At 48.5% G+C, this 18,855-nt stretch carries 19 protein-coding genes and 1 pseudogene; 11 read left to right on the forward strand and 9 right to left on the reverse strand.

Features of this window, described 5'->3' with window-relative positions; translation table 11 throughout:
- The first annotated feature begins 19 nt into the window (after positions 1-19).
- Entirely contained in the window at positions 20-487 is a 468-nt protein-coding gene (locus KME12_00150) for a hypothetical protein (protein MBW4486182.1), read from the forward strand.
- A gap of 59 nt (positions 488-546) precedes the next feature.
- A pseudogene (locus KME12_00155) lies at positions 547-1,175 on the forward strand (type I restriction endonuclease subunit R).
- Between the two features lie 184 nt (positions 1,176-1,359).
- Here the strand turns inward: KME12_00155 and KME12_00160 are convergent.
- Positions 1,360-1,704 carry a hypothetical protein gene (locus KME12_00160; protein MBW4486183.1) on the reverse strand — a complete coding sequence of 115 codons (345 nt, stop codon included), beginning with the start codon at positions 1,702-1,704 and terminating at the stop codon, positions 1,360-1,362.
- A 611-nt stretch (positions 1,705-2,315) separates the two neighbouring features.
- Between KME12_00160 and KME12_00165 the strand changes: the two genes are divergently transcribed.
- Positions 2,316-2,924, forward strand: a complete 609-nt coding sequence (locus KME12_00165) for a LuxR family transcriptional regulator (protein ID MBW4486184.1) — start codon at positions 2,316-2,318, stop codon at positions 2,922-2,924.
- A 28-nt stretch (positions 2,925-2,952) separates the two neighbouring features.
- Here the strand turns inward: KME12_00165 and KME12_00170 are convergent, their stop codons facing one another.
- From KME12_00170 to KME12_00195, 6 genes are all read right to left on the reverse strand, one after another.
- Entirely contained in the window at positions 2,953-3,792 is an 840-nt protein-coding gene (locus KME12_00170) for a BMC domain-containing protein (protein MBW4486185.1), read from the reverse strand.
- Between the two features lie 100 nt (positions 3,793-3,892).
- Positions 3,893-4,561, reverse strand: a complete 669-nt coding sequence (locus tag KME12_00175) for a hypothetical protein (protein ID MBW4486186.1) — start codon at positions 4,559-4,561, stop codon at positions 3,893-3,895.
- A gap of 85 nt (positions 4,562-4,646) precedes the next feature.
- Positions 4,647-6,725 carry a ribulose bisphosphate carboxylase small subunit gene (locus KME12_00180; GenBank protein MBW4486187.1) on the reverse strand — a complete coding sequence of 693 codons (2,079 nt, stop codon included), beginning with the start codon at positions 6,723-6,725 and terminating at the stop codon, positions 4,647-4,649.
- 160 nt (positions 6,726-6,885) lie between these two features.
- Positions 6,886-7,188 carry a EutN/CcmL family microcompartment protein gene (locus KME12_00185; protein ID MBW4486188.1) on the reverse strand — a complete coding sequence of 101 codons (303 nt, stop codon included), beginning with the start codon at positions 7,186-7,188 and terminating at the stop codon, positions 6,886-6,888.
- A 6-nt stretch (positions 7,189-7,194) separates the two neighbouring features.
- On the reverse strand, positions 7,195-7,542 hold the full coding sequence (locus KME12_00190; GenBank protein MBW4486189.1) for a BMC domain-containing protein: 348 nt from the start codon (positions 7,540-7,542) through the stop codon (positions 7,195-7,197).
- A 75-nt stretch (positions 7,543-7,617) separates the two neighbouring features.
- The gene (locus KME12_00195) at positions 7,618-7,926 is read right to left on the reverse strand and encodes a carbon dioxide-concentrating mechanism protein CcmK (GenBank protein ID MBW4486190.1); all 309 of its coding nucleotides are present in this window, start codon (positions 7,924-7,926) and stop codon (positions 7,618-7,620) included.
- Positions 7,927-8,762: 836 nt separating this feature from the next.
- Here KME12_00195 and KME12_00200 point away from each other — a divergent pair.
- From KME12_00200 to KME12_00215, 4 genes are all read left to right on the forward strand, one after another.
- The gene (locus tag KME12_00200) at positions 8,763-10,634 is read left to right on the forward strand and encodes an NAD(P)H-quinone oxidoreductase subunit F (GenBank protein MBW4486191.1); all 1,872 of its coding nucleotides are present in this window, start codon (positions 8,763-8,765) and stop codon (positions 10,632-10,634) included.
- Between the two features lie 12 nt (positions 10,635-10,646).
- Complete coding sequence (locus tag KME12_00205) at positions 10,647-12,215, forward strand: NADH-quinone oxidoreductase subunit M (GenBank protein MBW4486192.1); 1,569 nt, start codon at positions 10,647-10,649, stop codon at positions 12,213-12,215.
- 4 nt (positions 12,216-12,219) lie between these two features.
- Positions 12,220-13,362, forward strand: a complete 1,143-nt coding sequence (locus tag KME12_00210; protein MBW4486193.1) for a CO2 hydration protein — start codon at positions 12,220-12,222, stop codon at positions 13,360-13,362.
- Positions 13,363-13,807: 445 nt separating this feature from the next.
- Complete coding sequence (locus KME12_00215; protein ID MBW4486194.1) at positions 13,808-14,008, forward strand: high light inducible protein; 201 nt, start codon at positions 13,808-13,810, stop codon at positions 14,006-14,008.
- Positions 14,009-14,196: 188 nt separating this feature from the next.
- Here KME12_00215 and KME12_00220 read toward each other — a convergent pair whose 3' ends face one another.
- On the reverse strand, positions 14,197-14,367 hold the full coding sequence (locus KME12_00220) for a hypothetical protein (protein ID MBW4486195.1): 171 nt from the start codon (positions 14,365-14,367) through the stop codon (positions 14,197-14,199).
- A 459-nt stretch (positions 14,368-14,826) separates the two neighbouring features.
- Here KME12_00220 and KME12_00225 point away from each other — a divergent pair, with 459 nt between their 5' ends.
- Positions 14,827-15,072, forward strand: a complete 246-nt coding sequence (locus tag KME12_00225) for an acetyltransferase (protein ID MBW4486196.1) — start codon at positions 14,827-14,829, stop codon at positions 15,070-15,072.
- A gap of 398 nt (positions 15,073-15,470) precedes the next feature.
- Entirely contained in the window at positions 15,471-16,619 is a 1,149-nt protein-coding gene (locus KME12_00230) for an iron-containing redox enzyme family protein (protein ID MBW4486197.1), read from the forward strand.
- A gap of 142 nt (positions 16,620-16,761) precedes the next feature.
- Here the strand turns inward: KME12_00230 and KME12_00235 are convergent, their stop codons facing one another.
- On the reverse strand, positions 16,762-17,481 hold the full coding sequence (locus KME12_00235) for a methyltransferase (protein ID MBW4486198.1): 720 nt from the start codon (positions 17,479-17,481) through the stop codon (positions 16,762-16,764).
- Positions 17,482-17,740: 259 nt separating this feature from the next.
- Between KME12_00235 and nrtS the strand changes: the two genes are divergently transcribed.
- Together nrtS and KME12_00245 are read left to right on the forward strand one after the other, a co-directional pair.
- Positions 17,741-18,004 carry a nitrate/nitrite transporter NrtS gene (gene nrtS, locus KME12_00240; GenBank protein ID MBW4486199.1) on the forward strand — a complete coding sequence of 88 codons (264 nt, stop codon included), beginning with the start codon at positions 17,741-17,743 and terminating at the stop codon, positions 18,002-18,004.
- 260 nt (positions 18,005-18,264) lie between these two features.
- The gene (locus KME12_00245) at positions 18,265-18,639 is read left to right on the forward strand and encodes a DUF559 domain-containing protein (protein ID MBW4486200.1); all 375 of its coding nucleotides are present in this window, start codon (positions 18,265-18,267) and stop codon (positions 18,637-18,639) included.
- Positions 18,640-18,855 lie beyond the last annotated feature (216 nt).

Genomic DNA, 18,855 nt, shown 5'->3' on the forward strand with positions numbered 1-18,855 from the left:
CCTATTAGAAGGATCAGTGATGTGTTTCTCTCCAATTCAGCGGATATTGGTTCGCATTATCGCAACGTTGGGTCTCCTTGTTGCTCTAGTGTTGGCTCAACCCACTGTGGTTAGCGCTGCAACGGTTAGCGCTGCAACTAACCCGCTCTACATCAATGCGATCTTGACTGAACCCTCGACTCGCTTAGGCCAGCAGCCCAAGGTGGTTCAGACCTATGGCAACCGGGGACCCAATCCCCTAGCTAATGTCAATGCGTTCTGCGAATATTCCCCACTCAGCGCTGCCTGGGCGATCGCCCTCAACTTTGATGTGATTGACCGTCCTCAACAGATAATTCCGGGCCAAAATACCAACCGTGAGTCGGCAATCCGTACGGTTACACCTGGCCAGGTGCGAGTTGTGTGCCAAGTGAGTGGCCGAGATGCAGTGACAAATGAAGAGTTTACCGCTTTCAGCCGACCCTTGGTTCTCACAGTCAACCCATAGTTAGAACTTGGGCGATCGCTTAAGCTGGTAGCATCGCAAGCTGCAAAAGTGGGCTAGCAATGGTTCAAACAATTCCTATCTCTGAAAACATTACGACTCTAAACCAGGTACAGGCCAGATTAATCTTAGGCGCACTGAAAATGAGCAGTTTTTTACAGAGTGGTTCGCGGATTCACCTCCCCTGACTGACCAAGAGAAAGAACTGCTCGATCGCATTAAGCGTAAGTATGTTTATCAGAGAGCCGATGGTTTCTTGACAGAAGAGACGATCAAATTGGTTTTGCTGTCTCCGTTGCTAGATCTAGCGGGCTTCTATGAGGCTCCCTTTCGGTTTCAAGCAGAAACTCCAATCGAAATTGCGATCGCTGACCAGGATGAAGTTTTGCGAGGGCGAATTGATGCATTGGCCGTACAAAACCAATTTTGGGTTTTAGTGATTGAGTCTAAACGCACCACGTTTGATCTAGAGATTGCTATCCCTCAAGCTCTCGCTTACATGATGGCTAACCCCCATCCAGAAAAGCCTCTATTTGGCTTAGTCACAAATGGTGGCAGCTTCGCCTTCGTTGAGTTGGCTCAAGGGGAATATGATCTCTCGGATGTCTTCTCGCTCCTACCACGTCAGAACAAACTCTATGAGGTTTTCAGCATTCTGAAGCGAATTGGTACGTTGATCTCTCAAGTGTGACAAGCGATCGCCCTTATTGCAGTCATACTGCTCAACATACGGTTACATCCGCTCTGCTTCAAAGTGCTGATCCACAAGTTCAAGCTGTCGGTGTGGCTATGCAACAGAATCTGGAAGGCAATCAGTAATCACAGACGTTGGTTGAGGTGTAGAACAGAAGTTGCTCTACACCTAGAAAGAGACGTTAGCGCTTCTTCAGGTCGCGGGCCATGTTGCGGAACAGATCCATGCTGGTGTCGGTGCTGCGGCGTGCTGCGATCGCATCATTGTTGAGAATGGCTGACTCCGGTTGAGCCGCCGGAGCAGGGTTGGCAATCTCTATTTGAGCTTGAGACAGTTGTAGCTTGTTCTCTAAAGAGGAGATTTCAGACACGATCTCCCTAACATTACCCCCTGCAGTTTTAGGGAAAGTACGGCGAACTTTCATCGCCTTCCGCATGTACTCGACATTACCCCAGCTCTTAGCTTCGTCATCATTGAGGAAGAAGGCTTTAGATGTGGGTGCAGGCTGGCTAGCTGTGCTCTTGATAGCAGCACCAGCATCATTATTGCTTGCACCATTAGTGGACTCTAGGGTGGAATCTTCAGCCTTTGCTTTAGCACCAAAGAAACCGCGAATAAATCCAGTCATTGCCTTCTTGTACCCTTTTTGCCTAAATATTACAGCACGTAACACATTATCAAAATTCTTATAGTTCTGCTGAGATCCCAGAAAAAAACTGTTAGCCGAAAGCTGGCCTGGAGGTTGGGGCTCAGGCGATCGCACGACTTTCTGCAAAACTTCAAGCGATTCCTTGGGGCTAAGCGTTCGGAGCAAAGACCAATTGGTGTAGAAAGCTACTGCCTACCGTTGGCAGGAAGGATCATACGGTTACTCAAGATACAAAGTGTGGCTCAGTATTAAATGAAATGTCAATTTTTTTGCAATACTGTCAGAATGACAGCTCTTTGTAGGTAGAGTTGCTCAGTTTCGGGCGGCAACTTTAATTTTTCTAACGTTTTACGCTTTTGGGGTAATTGCTCTTGAAATTATGGGCTAAGCGCATAAGAAACAAGACCCAACCTATTGAGTGACGTGAAAAGAACCTAACTAAAACTCCATAGGCTCAAAGTTCAAAATACTAATTCAATAACCCCAAAATGAACAGTTTAATCAATGCCCCTGAAAGAACTGATCGATCCCTTCAAGTTTTAGACCGCCGACTTACCTCAGGATTAAAACCCGCTTTATTACAAGAAGCCATTGAATGCTTTATGGATGGCATTTTGCTCTTGACACCTACTGGTGATTGGGTGCATGGCAATTATTATGCCCGCCAAGTTTGTGGTCAGCTAACCCAGAGCTTGGCTCAACTTCAGCGTGTCCCCCAGCAAATTTGGCGGGTTTGCGAAGTTTTAGTGAAAAATCAACAGCGAAGCAGCTCAAACTCGGTCGTAGAGTCAGAAATTACGACACCTAATTTCAATACCATTCGAGTGCGAGCTAGCTGGCTATCAGCTGAGAACAGTGAATCCCCATTTCTATTAGTCACCCTCGAAGATCGACATCAATCGATGCATAATAAAGCGATCGCCGAGGTGCAACAATATCGTCTGACCCCACGAGAAGCAGAAGTTTGGTTACTGTATCAAGACAACTATTCCTATAAGAAAATTGCCACAAAGCTATACATCACAGTCAACACTGTGAAGCGACATATGAAAAGTATTCATGCAAAAAGGAAAGGGGTGTTGGAAATAGAATCCTAGCGGGCGATCGCTCTCAAAAATAAGTCAGCTAGAGTTCTTCTAACCGCTTCGGTAATTTTTGCAGATCTGGGAGTTCTAACAACTCTGGTTCAGCTACTTGGGCTGGGAGGGCTAGAGGTTGGACAGTTGATCGCTCTAGCTCAACCAGTTCCTTCTCTTCTTCCTGGACTGGAATTGAGATCAAGATTGGTAAAGGATCGGGTTTTTTCTCAATCCAACAGGCTGCTGTCGGTAGGGTCGCTTCTAGGTCATCTAAGGGTCGAGGAATCACCATAACGGCGTGCAATTCTCCGATCCGTTCGGCTTCTTGCATACCAATCTCAACTGCAATCACCACGTCTGCCACAGAGCCGCGAATAATGGCAGTACAAAGGCCAGCTCCCGTTTTCTCATAGGCAGCCAACTGCACATCCGCCGACTTCAGCATGGCATCTGCTGCACCGACCATCGCCGGAAACCCTCTTGTTTCCAGCAGACCCACTGCTAAGTTACTCAGACGGCTTTGAGAATTTTCGAGAGCTAACTCGGCTAATCGAGTGCCAATGGGCAATACGGCCTCTAGGTTGGGAAGGGGACGAGGAATGATCACGGCAGATACTAGTTCCCCAAACTTCTCCGCCGTTTCTGCCCCCATCTCTACCGCAAGACGCACGTCTGCAATTCTGCCCCGCACGACCGCAGTACAGTAGCCCCCACCCGTTTTCTCATAACCAATTAATGTGACACCCGCAGACTTGAGCATCATATCGGCGGTGCCAACAATGGCTGGAAAACTCCGGGTGGAAACGAGGCCAAGTGCGCTTTCTTTGAGGCTTTGGATGCGACGGAGCCGTTCAGAGGTAGGAGAATTGTTCGGAGGTGTCATCATCTAAAACCTTAATCAGAACCTGTGGAAGCAGAAGATTCGGGCAATGATTCTTCCTTAAATTGTAGAAGTCGTTAGCCGAATTCTTCGCCCTCCTTAGGCATCATTCGCTTAAATCATCATTATTAATCGGTTGATTTAGCGCTTGTCGATGGGGTAAGAGCGTTCCCAACAATCGATTGAGATAAGCCTGCCCATAAACTTGGGTTGGCGCTGCCTCCGGAGATTTTGTTGCTAAGGCTGACTGATCTGAGGTTGGCTTTGGCGTTGCCTCTGAGGTTGCCTCTGAGGTTACTTGTGATGGTGTCGTTGTTTGAGCTGGGGTCGATGTAGCCGCTGGAGTAGCGACAGGCTGAGAGTTAGCCGTAGGTTCAGAAGTTGTTTTAGCATTGGCTTCTAAACCATTTTCCAAGGCTACTTGACGGCTCGAATCTCCATACAAAGAGCCAGAGGGTATCAACTGCCCTGCCTCAATCTCACAATTGAAGAGGGTAGCGGAGGAACCGATGCAAGCATTCGCGCCAATGGTCACTTCACCAATGACTAGAACACCTGCACCTAAGTTCACTCCTTCGCGCAGCTCTAAAGTTCCTTCGTAAGCATGCAGGACGCTGCCCATCCCAATGCATACGCCTGCATTAATGATGATCCGGCTGTTGGGTTCTGCTTGAATGAGCACGCCCGGTGCGATCGCAACACCTGAATGAATTGTCACGTCACCCCGTACATAAGTTTCAGGATTCGCAGGGGGGTGAAGTGGTGGCAAAGACATGAGCGTGGGCACCTCTAGAGTCAAACAAGAATCGGCTGTACTAGGTGACCTTGACAGATCAGAACCTCCACCAGAATTTACATCATTAACGCTGAGCGATCGCCTTAGGCTGCTGAATCAGAAGTTCCGACACCCGACGCTTAGCTTTGGGGTCAACTCCAATCAGTCGCACATACTCCCCTTCATGCTCGGCCACAATTGCTTTCAGAGAAGCGAATGCTTCCGATTCACTATTGCTTTGAATGGAGGGGCCGCTCTTCCACGAGCTAGTGCGATAACGGCGCTCATCTGCATACTCAGTGCCAATCCGGCAGCCTTGGTTTAACAGTTGGCGTACTTGTTGCTGCACTTCCGCAGACAAGCCACTGCTACTAGCGCTGGAACCACTGGAATGGTTTCTGAAGCTGCTAGAACCGTTACTCGAATTACCGTTGGTGTGGGAAACGGGAACACTAGCCCCCTGAGGTTTACCGCTGGGAGTTTGAATCAAGGTTTCAGAAGCTCGACGCTTAGCTTGGGGGTCAATGCCAATCAACCGCACATATTCGCCTTCGTGCTCAGCCAAGAAGCTGGTTAAGTTGCCCAACACTTCTGATTCATGCTTGGCTTGGAACGAAGGACCGCTCTTCCAAGAACTAGTGCGGTAGCGGCGTTCATCGGCGTATTCAGTGCCAATTCGGTAGCCTTGGCTCAAGAGCTGACGCACTTGCTGTTGCAGATCGCCGCTTGCAGAACCACCACTAGAGCCAGCACCTTGAGACGAAGTTTGACCACCACCTACGTGACCCGTGCTCCGGGAAGCAGCAGTGCTGGATACGTTGGCCTTGTCACCAGGGCGCTGAATAATCGTTTCTAATACCCGTTGTTTAGCTTTGGAGTCAATCCCAATCAGTCGCACATACTCGCCTTGGTGCTCAGCTAGACAAGAATTCAGTTCTGCCAAAACCTGAGCTTCGCTCGTTGCTTGAATGGGGCTGCAGCTGTTCCAGGAGTTGGTACGGAAGCGACGCTCATCCACGTGCTCAGTCCCAATGCGGTAGCCTTGGCTCAAGAGTTGACGCACTTGCTGCTGAACTTCTGCGGTCACACCACTACCACTCGAAGAACTACTTCTAGCAGTCGTAGAAGCACTGCTTTGACCACTGCCATTGCTCCAGCTGCGGCCAGTAGAAGCACCGCTAGAGGCGGTCACGGCTGGATCGCCAGGACGCTGAACGATCAGTTCTGAAACTCGCTGCTTGCCTTTGGTGTCAATCCCAAACAAACGAACGTATTCACCCTGGTGCTCGGCGAGACAAGCTTCTAACGCCGCGATCGTTTGAGATTCGCTGTTGCCTTGAACGGGGGCACAGCTCTGCCAAGAATTGGTGCGGAAGCGACGCTGATCCACGTGCTCGATGCCAATCCGGTAACCCCCAGCCAGGAGTTGGCGCACTTGTTGCAGTACTTCTGAACTTAATTGCATAGTTGACTCTTGATGGTTGCGACTGCCAGAACCTTGACCTTCCCCAAAGGTATCAGGCTCCGTTAACTTATTACGAATGGGTATGAGACAAGCAATATCTTCAGCATGGAGATTATCAGCAGGTAGGGCATTGTTGTTGCTTACCATGTGCCTGACAAACTCAATGTCCGAGTCTTCCACATCGGGTAGGCGATCGGCCTGCTGTTGACTGGTAATGACTGCACCGGACGGCACATACCGACCTGGTGGAATTTCCACATCTTGGATCAAAGCATGCATCATTACAATGCAGCCTTTGCCCACACGAGCGTTAAATACTGTGGAGCGGAAACCAATAAAGCAGTCATTGCCGACGTAGGCTGGACCGTGAATCAAAGCCTTGTGGGTAATCGAAGCATTGCTGCCGATCCAGACAGAGTATTGATTCTGGTCATCCCCAATCACTCGGCCCTTTTCTAGACCATGAATCATCACTCCGTCTTGAATATTGGTGCCAGTGCCGATGTAGAAGGGGTTGTCTTTATCCGCTTGGATATAGGTTCCCGCTGCAATCAGAACATTGTCACCAACTCGCACGTCCCCGATCAGATTGGCGAAAGCGTGGACATAAGCCGTCTCTTTGATCTGCGGCTTGATCTGCGGCTGGGCCGTGCTACTAGACCACGGAGCTGGGGGGGCCGCAGAACTGCGGACTACCATAACTGAATCTCCTAACTGAAATAGCCATGCTGGCCTTCAGCAATAATGTTGGGTAGGGCAGGCGATAGACCCACCCTCACGAGAACTGCTGGCTCAAGTTTGCAAGAACAGCCAACAATTCATTACCCCGTTGGCTGCTAAAGCAACTGTTAGTGGGCGACTAACGATAGACCTCGTTCTTGCTATAAAGCCGGGAATTGTCAACCGTAACCGTGTCAATAATTGCCACCACAAGCGCATCAATCGGACGCTTTTCTTGGCTAGAAGGCTGACGAGCTGCGCTTCCTCGGCTGATCAGTACCCATTCATCTAGCCCTGCCCCGACACAATCAGCTGCCACCTCATACTCTGGTAGAAGGTTGCCATTTTCATCGATCAGTTGCAATAAGAGGAATTTACTACCCTGTAGACCAGGGTCTTTTTGTGTACTGACAACCGTGCCGCGAACTTTAGCAATTAGCATTCAAGCCTAGGGTCTGGTGTAGGGGAGAGAGCGAGGACCATTTACGCTCTCACGGAACTGTTCGACTGCCTCAGTGTAACGGATGGGTAGCACATACTCCAGGTTTTCGTGAGGACGAGCAATCTGGTGGGTAGACAGCACTTGTCCCCCGTTGACTCGCTTCACAGATTCAATACCTGCTGCTATAGAAGCTTGGACTTCAGAAATGTCGCCTCGCACGATGACGGTGACACGTCCACTACCGATTTTCTCGTAGCCAACTAGGGTGACGCGAGCTGCTTTGACCATTGCGTCCGCGGCTTCCACGATCGCCGGGAAGCCCAAGGTCTCGATCATGCCCACTGCAATTGCCATGAGGTCTAACTCCTTTTTCTCTTTGAGCGCTGACTAAAAATACTGAACCAAAGCGGTAAAGCTTTGGCCGCCCGATCAGGTCCGGAACTGTTCTACTGCTTCGGTGTAGCTCATTGGCAACACGTACTCCAGGTTTTCATGGGGACGAGCGATAATGTGGGTCGATAGTACTTCGCCACCGTTGACTCGCTTCACAGATTCCACGCCAGCCGATACAGAAGCTTGAACTTCAGATACGTCGCCCCGCACGATGACAGTGACACGACCGCTGCCGATTTTCTCGTAGCCAACTAGGGTGACGCGAGCTGCTTTAACCATTGCGTCTGCCGCTTCCACGATCGCTGGGAAGCCTCTGGTTTCAATCATGCCTACTGCAATTGGCATTGCTTATCTCCTGGGTTAAATAAAAATGTTGGAATGGACGGCGCTGAAAAAATGGACGAGAAGACCCATTGTTTCAACTTCAACGGATCTTTTAACATCCTGTGTTAAAGAATAGAGGACGCTCTATATCATTGGCAATATAAGACAAAATGATATTATCTAATATCGCTTATTATTAAATTTAATTAATTCTTCTTGAAGTGCAGGCTCCATTGAGTATCAGGTTTTTTAAAGCTAATTATTTAAAGGCCTATTTTGTGCATATGAATTTTTTGCGCAAGAAAGCTTCTTTTCTGATACTCTTTTTAGGCTTTTTATTGCAAAGATTATCCTGCAAATTGCACCTTTAGCTGCTTGCTCCGCAGGCACCAAAGACTGAAATTGCAATCTGTCTTGGGCTAGGAGCTTGAGCTAACTACTTGAGCTAACTAAAAATTAGGCAGACAAATTTGATCAGGAGCTAGAGAGAAATGCGGCAAGGTTATAGATACCCTTAGGAGATGATAAATTAGATGAGGGATTTAGATCTCTGCTGCCATGAAAGGGGCGACGTAAAACTCGAATCACCCTTGACAATGGCGGCTGATACGTTTGCGATCGCGTTATTAAAAGGCAAAGTTATGCTTACTTGTATAAGAAAAAGTTAGGGCTCCCGTTGATGATTTTTTAGCTGGTAAGCCCTAGATTTATCGGGGTTGAGGCGTTAAGCTGGATATTAATAAAGATTTAATTCACTGATTAATAGACCACTTTTAACTGAGCTCTCTGGGGTTGGTTCGCTGACTCTGGGGAGTTTCTAAGCAGCACTAGATGGTGAAGTTTCAAGGGCGATTTCAATGAACCAGTTTCTCCTCCAGTCCAGCTGGTGGGTTCCCTTTTATGGGTTGCTGGGTGCGATCATAACTCTGCCGTGGTCAACCGGCATTGTGCGCCGCACTGGGCCCCGACCAGCCGCTTACTTCAATATTTTGATGACGGTTGTTGCCTTGGTTCATGGCACGTTGCTTTTTCGAGCGACTTGGAACCAAGCGCCACAGCAGTACATTATTCATTGGCTGAGCGTAGCTGATTTAGACTTATCCTTTGCCCTCGACATCTCTCCGGTTAGCGTTGGGGCGATGGAACTAATCACAATTCTGAGCTTCCTGGCGCAGCTCTTTGCTTTGGGGTACATGGAGAAGGACTGGGCCTTAGCTCGCTTCTTTGCCTTGATGGGATTTTTTGAAGCAGCGATGAGTGGCTTGGCGCTGAGTGACTCGCTATTTCTCAGCTATGCCCTTTTGGAGCTTTTGACGCTGTCTACCTATTTATTGGTGGGTTTTTGGTACGCTCAGCCTTTGGTTGTCACTGCGGCTCGCGATGCCTTTCTGACCAAGCGAGTAGGGGATTTGCTGCTGCTGATGGGAGTTGTGGCTCTCTCTAGCATGGCAGGCAGCTTAAATTTTTCTGATTTGTACGCCTGGGCTGAAACAGCGAACTTATCGCCTTTGACGGCAACCTTGCTTGGCTTGTCTTTGATTGCAGGGCCTGCGGGCAAGTGTGCTCAGTTCCCGTTTCACCTCTGGTTGGATGAAGCGATGGAAGGCCCGAATCCCGCTTCAGTGCTGCGAAACTCTCTAGTGGTGGGTTGTGGCGCTTATATCTTGATCAAGTTGCAGCCGATTTTAGGTTTGTCTCCTGTGGTGTTGGCCACGCTGGTAGTGTTAGGGGCAGTGACAGCGATTGGGGCTGCTTTGGTGGCGATCGCCCAAATAGACATTAAGCGGGCTTTGTCCCATTCCACCAGTGCTTACTTGGGCTTAGTGTTCATTGCAGTAGGTATGCAGTGGAGTGGGTTTGCCCTCTTGGTGCTCTTGACCCACGGCATCGCGAAAGCTCTACTGTTTATGAGCAGCGGCTCGGTCATCATCACCACCAACAGCCAAGATCTGACAGAAATGGGTGGCTTGTGGTCTCGAATGCCAGCGACCACGATCGCTTTCTTAGTGGGAATTGCGGGTCTAGTTGGTTTATTCCCCCTAGGAGGCTTTTGGGCGCTAGAGCGGGGTGTGGACGTTTTTTGGACTGAGCACCCGTGGATTGTAGCAATTCTGTTGATTGCCAATGCCTTAAGTGCCATTAATGTGACGCGGGTATTTCGCCTGGTGTTTTTAGGCACTCCACAGGCTAAAACTCGACGAGCTCCAGAAGTGCCTTGGCAGATGGCAGTACCGATGGTGAGCTTGACCATTCTGACACTGCTCGTCCCCTTAATGATGCAAAAGCTGTTGTTGTTACCTGACTGGAGTTACTTGAACCTAGGAGCGGTCTTCCTCCTAGTCCTTTCAGGTGCGATCGGTTGTGGGATAGGAGCAACGATTGGCTTGACCAGAACTTTGTCCAGACCAATTTTGATTCCATTGAGATTTGTGCAAGACTTGCTGGCCTACGATTTCTATGTCGATCGCTTGTACCGTGTCAGTGTAGTGCTGAGTGTGAATGTACTGTCTCAGCTCACCTCTTGGTTCGATCGCTATGTCGTCGATGGGTTTGTCAACTTCGTCGGTATCGCCTCCATTTTTAGTGGCGAGACCCTCAAGTACAGTGCTTCGGGCCAAAGCCAGTTTTATGCTCTGATTGTTTTTCTGAGCATTACCCTCTTGGGCTTGTTTATGAACAGGTCTCTTGTGAATGGCATCATCAATTTCCTGATGGGTTCATCAGCGTAGGGAGGAGGAGTTATGCTCAGCGGCTTAATCTGGATACCTGTTTTGGGAGCAATTTTGGTGGCATTTTGGCCTCAAACTTTGGCCTCCCATCGTTATCGAACCCTGGCTTTGATATTTGCCGTTATCACCTTAGGTCTATCGGTGGTATTGTCCAGTCAGTTTATTCAGCTCGAACCAGGACAACAGTTTCAAGAAGCGCTACCCTGGCTAGATAACTTGGGGCTGACCTATCGCCTGGGAGTCGATGGTCTGTCATTGCCTCTGGTCTTGATGAACTGTCTCCTCACAGGCGTTGCCATTTACAGCTCCGACGAGGAAATCCGGCGGCCTCGACTTTACTATGGCTTGCTTCTGTTGCTCAGTGCTGCTGTGACTGGAGCGTTTTTAGCTCAGAATCTGCTCCTGTTCTTCCTGTTCTATGAGGTAGAACTGATTCCGCTCTACCTGCTCATTGCCATTTGGGGCGGAGCTCGTCGGGGTTACGCGGCTACCAAATTCTTGATTTACACCGCCATTTCGGGGGTGTTAGTTCTGGCTTCCTACTTTGGGCTAGCTTGGCTGAGCGGCTCCTTCAACTTCGACTACGAAACTGTCATTGCCCATACGCTACCGATGGGACAACAGGTAGTGCTACTAAGCCTGTTATTGGTAGGGTTTGGGATTAAAGTTCCTCTCTTTCCTTTCCATACTTGGTTGCCTGATGCTCACGTAGAAGCTTCTACTCCCATGTCAGTGATGCTGGCAGGTGTGTTGCTCAAGCTGGGTACTTACGGCTTGCTCCGTTTCGGATATGGTTTGTTTCCCGATGCTTGGCAAGTGATTGCACCCTGGTTGGCAAGTTGGGCAGTCGTGAGTGTGCTCTATGGAGCATTAGCGGCGATCGCTCAAACCGATATGAAGAAAATGGTGGCTTACAGCTCCATTGCTCACATGGGTTATGTGCTTCTGGCAATGGCAGCAGCAACCCCTTTGAGCTTGGTCGGAACTTTAATGCAAATGATCAGCCACGGTTTAATTTCCGCCATGCTGTTCTTGCTGGTGGGTGTGGTTTACTCCAAGGCGGGTTCCCGAGACTTGAATGTGGTCCGAGGTTTGCTGAATCCTGAGCGCGGCTTACCCCTAATTGGCACCTTGATGATTGTGGGTGTGATGGCGAGTGCTGGCATTCCTGGTATGGTCGGATTTATCGCTGAGTTCGTGGTTTTTCGGGGCAGCTTTCCCGTGTTTCCGGTACAGACGCTGCTCTGCATGGTGGGAACTGGCTTAACAGCGGTGTACTTTCTCCTGTTAATGAACCGAGCTTTCTTTGGGCGGCTCTCAGAAGCAGTAGAAAACCTGCCTCCCGTTACCTGGCGCGATCGCGCTCCCGCCATCTTTCTAGCAGTTCTGATTGTGGTTCTGGGGATTCAACCCAATTGGTTGACTACTTGGGGCGAGACGACCATTACAGCGCTGGCCCCGGTATCCACAACTGTGGTAGTCAAAGCTACGCCTATTCCTGAAGTGGTTGACCCCACTGAAAAGCTGCTGAAGGAATCTCTCTTAACTAGTTCCGCTGCGATCGCTCTGGAGGAGAACTAAGCCAATGGTCAGTACTATCCAGCAACCCTCTAATCATCCCTTAGCGGAGTACGTGCATCGGCTAGAAGCGGGAGAAGCACTGCTCGCCAATAACCAGATCAATGTTTTAGAAGTCGTGGGTATCCTCAAAAGCTATGGCATTGTGCTGGATGCGTACTCCAAAAACTTGATCTATATTGCTGATCATCAGTTTTTGGAACTCTTTCCTTTCTTTAAATATTTCAATGGGGAAGTTTCGCTAGGGAAACTGCTGCGCTTCTGGAATCACGATCGCATCAATTACGAGTATGCCGAGTACGTGATGAAAACCATGATGTGGCATGGTGGCGGCGATCTCGACACTTATCTAGACTCACCGGAATTTCTTGAACGAGCCCAACGGGTGATGCAGGCCAAAACCAAAAATAACTGGTTGGTCAGTAGTTTGCAGCGATTTTTTCCAGACTTTTTGCCAGAGCAGATTCGGCAACTTGCCTATTACAAGGTGTTGGGTCAGTTCTGGCGGGTGATGAGCGATATGTTCATCGACCTCTCGGATCGCTTCGATCGCAAGGAAATTCAGTCGATCGCAGAGGTGGTGCAGCATGTGCAAGATGCTTTGGTCGCTGCTGCCAGTCAACCCCTGGTTTACGCCGTCGAAGTGAAAGGTCAGGTGTATGACATTATTCCTGAATCAGCAGGGCTGACGTTCTTGATGGATGCAGCAGTCCCTTATGTAGATACTATTTTCTTCCGAGGTACCCCTTTCCTAGGTACGGTGTCTTACAACGCTCAAGCCCAACAAATTCCTGTCTTTCAGGACCAGTTCACCTATGGGGCGCTATATGCCGACCCGTTGCCGATTGGTGGAGCTGGCATTCCTCCCACGCTACTGATGCAGGATATGCGGCACTTCCTGCCAGATTACTTGCATGAAATTTATCAGCGGGGACTTCGGGGCGAAGATGATCTGCGGGTGAAAATTTGCGAGAGCTTCCAGAAGTCAATGTTTTGTGTGACTACAGCAGCGATCCGGGGGTTGATGCCTCATCCGCTCGACACGGAAGATCCCAAACAACGTCAAGCCAATCGAGTCTATCTAGAAAAGTGGATGGATCGCTTTATGACCTCTCGTTTGCAGATCGTGAATGTTCCGGATAGGTATTAGCCAGAGATCGATGCATCAAGGGTTTGACTGGTAACTTGAAGACCTCCCAAGCGGTGTAGCGCTGAGAAATGTCAATTCCCAAGGCTGTCTTAATGAGATACAGCCCATAAAGACAGATTAGAATCAGCAGCCCTTGCCGGAAGCGTCTCATAGCAGTTTTAGAATGTCAGTTGCAACTGTATGTTAGCCAATCGCTTTGGATGATGTATGAACTTGGCATCACAAATTGATGTCGCTTGAGTCAGCCACCGCCCGCACTCTATGCAATAAACCGCGATCGCTCTGAAGAAAGGTGGTAGCGATCGCGGCTGGTTGGATGGGTTTTGAGAAGTTTCTCGCCACCTCTACTCTTTGACAGGTGTCATAGATACCTCTAATGACAGACCCCAGGAGTACAACTCAGCCATAGCATAGAAGCATCCCTTTAACATTAAGGAATGTAAACATGCAGACCAACAAAACCACTGACTTGGCCTCTGTAGCCCCCGCATACAATGGCATTGAGCGCAACGCATTTCTTTTCGGTTGGAATCCTCAAGCAGAACTGTGGAATGGCCGTCTCGCGATGATTGGTTTCGCGGCCTATTTGATCTGGGATCTAGCTGGTTTCAGCGTTGTCCGCGATGTTCTTAACCTGATTCACTAATCAATACTGTTTTCTTTGCTTGAGATTCAGAAAATAAATTTAATTCTCGTTTGAAGAAGTTGGTAGCTAGACACAAAAACTTCACACTTTCTGAGGAGAGATGTGAAGTTTTTTTTGTTCCGATTTTGTATTTAGGCTTTAATAACTTTTGGCGATCGCTCTTATAAGTTACTGTTGCCAAATTACTCTTACCAAAAGTGATCGATCACTAGGGCGACTGCAACGGCGAAGACCAGGATAACAAAGGCAACGAGCGGATCACGTCCTTGGAAAACGGAGAAAGTTGCTGCAAGACTTGCTCCAACGGTTGCAGTAGCACCCGCACTCACCCAGTCTTTCTTGGAATTCTTATCGTACATATGTCCTAGCTGATAGGTTGATGGCGAAAACCTGCTAATTCCAATCAATCTACCATTCAGGACTGACCCGCTTATTCTGCTGGGGGGATCTTGTAATCAAGGTTGATGATCGTTCAGCTTTCTTAATGTCGTAGGTTGGGGAGTAACGCGATCGCCTAAAGGCAGGATGGGGCGTATTAGGGAGCTACAGAAAGTCTTGTCAGGTTACTCCCAAACGATGCCCTCAAGAGTTGCTGGTTAACGTTGAAACTCTGTGAAGTCAAGATGATATAGCTAAAGGGGGGCGTTGAGCAAGGCATCTCTGCATTAGCCTTAGGCATGCCCGCAAGCTCTGTTGATTTTGTCCCTGGATTCTCTGGTAGATCAGTTTGCCAGGGTTCGCTTAATTGATTGTGGGTCGGGGTGATGTGGTTCACGCTGGCTACTTTCGGGTTAAAACTCAAATTTAGGAGATTATCTATGTTTCTGAAGCAAAAAAATGATGACGCTTTGATTGAAGTTGTGTCAATTGAAGATCTCGCTAATCCCATGCACGACCAGGTGAAGGGTCGCATTCAAGATGGTCAAGAGGAACAAGATCCCAAATCTTTTGCTAAGACGGAGTTGATTTTTCCGTCGGGTGAATCTCTGCCACGCTGCTGGCTGGATAGTAACTATCAGGAGAATACTTCTCCTGCGGCAATGGCTTCTCAACACGGATCTTAGGCTCTCCCTAGGATCTGTATAAAAATAGATCTTAAATGTTTAAGAGCTTTTGAACGTTTATTGAACTTCAAACTTCTGGGGGCACTCGCCCCCTCAGCTCTTTTAGCCTCCTTTTCTTCTCTTTTTTATCCTTGCACGCCAAAAGGTAGAAGCTGCTTTGTGCGCTGAGTCCTTCTGGGGACGGACGGAGAGTTTGCGTGGCTTCGTTACCTTGGAGACAGTAGACCTCTGGCATGGTTTGGTTTTTGTCTAACGTTTTTTGTTTGATGAAAACCAAGTGTCTAAGCTTCCTTTGGTACCACTTTTGGCACCTGCTTTGATGGGAGCACCCTGAGGTTTGGTAGCGGAGAGCTTTTGAGCGATCGCGATTAGCTGTTTTCAACACAAAGGAAGATTTCATGCAGAGCAGTACGATGATGCTCCAGAACCCGAACGCTGGAGCCAGCGCTGTATCCGAAGCTCAAGCAAGCCCCAACTACTTGGAGGCAGAGCAACAGTTTGTTCGGTTACTTGAGCTAGAAGATCTGGATCAAAGGGTTCAATCCGAACCAGGATTGGTTCAGGATTTTGAGCGAGTGTTAGCGATCGCTTTAGATGCGGCGTATGTGAGCGCTGAATCTGGTGGTGAACCTGGGAATGAATCTGGGACAGAAGCGGCTCATCGCTTTGTGCAGCGGGTGCTGTATCGGATTAATCGCCTCAAGTTTTTCTGGTATGACGATCTACGCCACTATATCAATGAGCGATCGTTTTATCTACAACAAATTCGCAACCGTATTGAGTCAGTTTGGCAAGTTTGGGAAAGCCAGCAGTTAGATGTAGCGGCGTTGCAGCAGTTGGATCTGGCGGCGGTGAAGCAGGCGCTGATTGAGCGCTCTGATGCTGACCTTGATCCACCTCTGAATGCCAATAGCCGTTATCTCCGGGAAGAGGCGACTTTGGCGGGGTATCGGCGTTTGCTGGCGATCGCGTCTTTTGATGGCTTGGTGGAAGCGAGTCGTTTGGTGCGGATTTTAGGCGGTGCTAGCAATGAGGTGCACTGTACATTGGTGCGGGTGCTGCTAGAGGAATATGGCAATGGACGGCTTAATCGCAAGCACTCGACTTTCTTCGCCAATATGATGGCAGAGTTGGGCTTGAGCACAGAGCCAGAAGCGTATTTTGATTTAGTGCCTTGGGAAGTGTTGGCGAGCATCAACCACAACTTCTTGTTGACGGAGTGCAAACAGCACTATCTGCGCTACAACGGCGGCTTAGCGTATTTTGAAATTGCTGGCCCTTGGATTTACCGTAACTACTTAACAGCGGCACAACGATTGAACCTATCGGATACCGCCTCTGGGTATTGGGAACTGCATATCCGCGAGGATGAGCGCCACGGTCGCTGGATGATTGATGATGTGGCATTGCCTTTGACGGAGCGGTATCCCAACGAGGCTTGGCAGATTGTATTGGGATATGACCAAGAGAAGTTAATTGGCGATCGCGCGGGAGATGCAATGGCGCGATCGGTGCGAGAAGCAGATACAGCCGCTACTTTAGATTGAGAGATTAGAACCTAACCCCCAACCCCTTCCCTGTAGGGAAGGGGAGCTAGAAAAACATAAACAAAAGACATATTAAAAGCCCCTCTCCTTGTATCTTTTTAAGAGAAGGGTTTTGGGGTTAGATTCTAGATGGCGTAAGCTTTTACAGCGCTGTCATTAACTGCATAAGCTCCGGGGAGACATCCTCGGTATCTGCGGTTTCTTGTTTAGTGAATAGCACCCCTGCTAGGAGATATAGGTTATCGGAGTAGAAGGCTCGATTCTCTCGACGTAATTCGGCAATTCTACTTTGTACTTTAGGGTCAGAGCTATAGTAGCCGAAGGATAATGGTGAAATGATGAAGTCGGAAACAAAGTAGTTTTTCTCTCTGGCGTAGTCTACCAGTCCTTGCGGGTCGGAATAGCTGGCAGCCATGACTAAGACATTTTTGTGATTGCAAGAGAGTAGCTTCTTGCTGATAGTAATTCCGTCTATACCACCATGTAGTAAAGGCTGATAAAGCTTGTTGTCTACGGCAGGTAAGTAAGGAGGATTGGAGATTAAGTAATCTGCCTGAAACTTGAGTGAATCAAAGAAGGACTTGGAGTGGACTTGGTAGCGATCGCTTAAGCCTTGTTCGCTGATTTTCTCTTGGGCGACATTACACGCTAGAGGATTGATTTCAAAGCCGTGAACGGTGCCTTCAAATTCAGTTCTGAGTAAAGCCTGGATCACGGGGCTACCGTCACCTGAGCCAAATTCAATAATAGATTCTGAACCGACGCAATGCTTGAGAACTAGATTTTCTATACAGTTTGAATAAAAGTTTGACTCTTCAGGACAGAAGAATATATCTTTTAGCGGTCTAGATGAGAGAAGCATGAAGTATTTTAACTAAACACCTATCCAAAAGATAGTTGCTAAGTATTTCTGTAACCTCTGCCACCAGTTCTATATCTAAAGGTTTGATTTGTTTGCTTGTGATTGGGATCATTGTTTCTTAAAGTAAAGAAGGTGATAATCTCTAGCTTCAAGAAGCGATGCTCATAACATGTTGTGGGCAAAAAGTTTGCTATTTATTTCACAGCTTCAATAAGCGAAGTAGTTTAATTTGGGCAATAGATGTGATGGCTCATTGGCGATGAAGGGAATCAAAGGCTATCTGGCTATCTTGTTCGACAAAGAGTTTATTCCCACTGGCCTGAAAACAGCTTTGTTTGTTGGCTCTCTCTTGTTTGCGATCAATCACGGTTCTGCGACGCTCCGAGGCAACATGACCCGCGATCGCTGGATCTCCGGAGCCTTGACTTATCTCATGCCCTATCTAGTCAATGTCTACGGGCAGCACGCCAGTCGCTCTAGAACCCAACCGCAACCACTAGTCAGAGAAGCCCAAGAAGTCTAGCGCTACACTACCAAATCGCGTAAGAAGTAAAAGCGATCGCTGCTTAGTTAATTGATATGCCCCCCTAGCCCCCAATACATAGTCCTGACGGACATTCTAGAAAGGGGGGGCTGGACCTGTCTGTCTTGTTCCCTCCAAATTTGGGGGGCTAGGGGGGCCTGGTTCGGAACGCTTTCGTTGTATAAAACAGCCCTGCCAGAATTGGGGGGCTAGGGGGGCCAATCAGGGAACTCTAAGTTCAAGCGATCACAAGCATCACATTGAAGAAAGCAACACTCCGAATTCGTGGCACTACTCCCGAAATTGAACTCGCTGCCAAGAAGCTACGCCACAATCTCACTCCCGCTGAACAACTACTTTGGCAAGCCTTAAAAGGTAAGCAATTGCATGGCTTAAAGTTCCGTTGTCAGCACCCAGTTGGCCCCTTCATTGCAGACTTTCTTTGTGCGAAACATAAGCTGATTATTGAGTTGGATGGCGCAGCCCACGATCAGCAAACTGACTATGACAATGCAAGAACTGAGCAGTTCAAGACTTATGGGTATCAAGTTGTACGCTTTCGTAACCAAGAAGTCTTTGCTAACTTAGATGCAGTTTTAGAGCGTATTTTAGAAGCAGTTTCTGCACTTTCCTGAGATTTAAGACTCCCTAATCTCTCAAATTTGGCTACCGTATACACACGATTTAATTGCTTAGTTCAGCCTCTAGCCCCCCTAACCCCCCAATACTGGGGGGAACTAGAGGGATTTTCTTGCTTCCCCCAGTATTGGGGGACTGAGGGGGCCAATGCAGAGAGCTTCAATCAGGCTAGGACTTGCTTATACAAAAAATTTGGGGATTCAGGGGGCAGT

Origin of the sequence: Trichocoleus desertorum ATA4-8-CV12 (genome assembly GCA_019358975.1) — a bacterium.
GTDB lineage: Bacteria > Cyanobacteriota > Cyanobacteriia > FACHB-46 > FACHB-46 > Trichocoleus > Trichocoleus desertorum_A.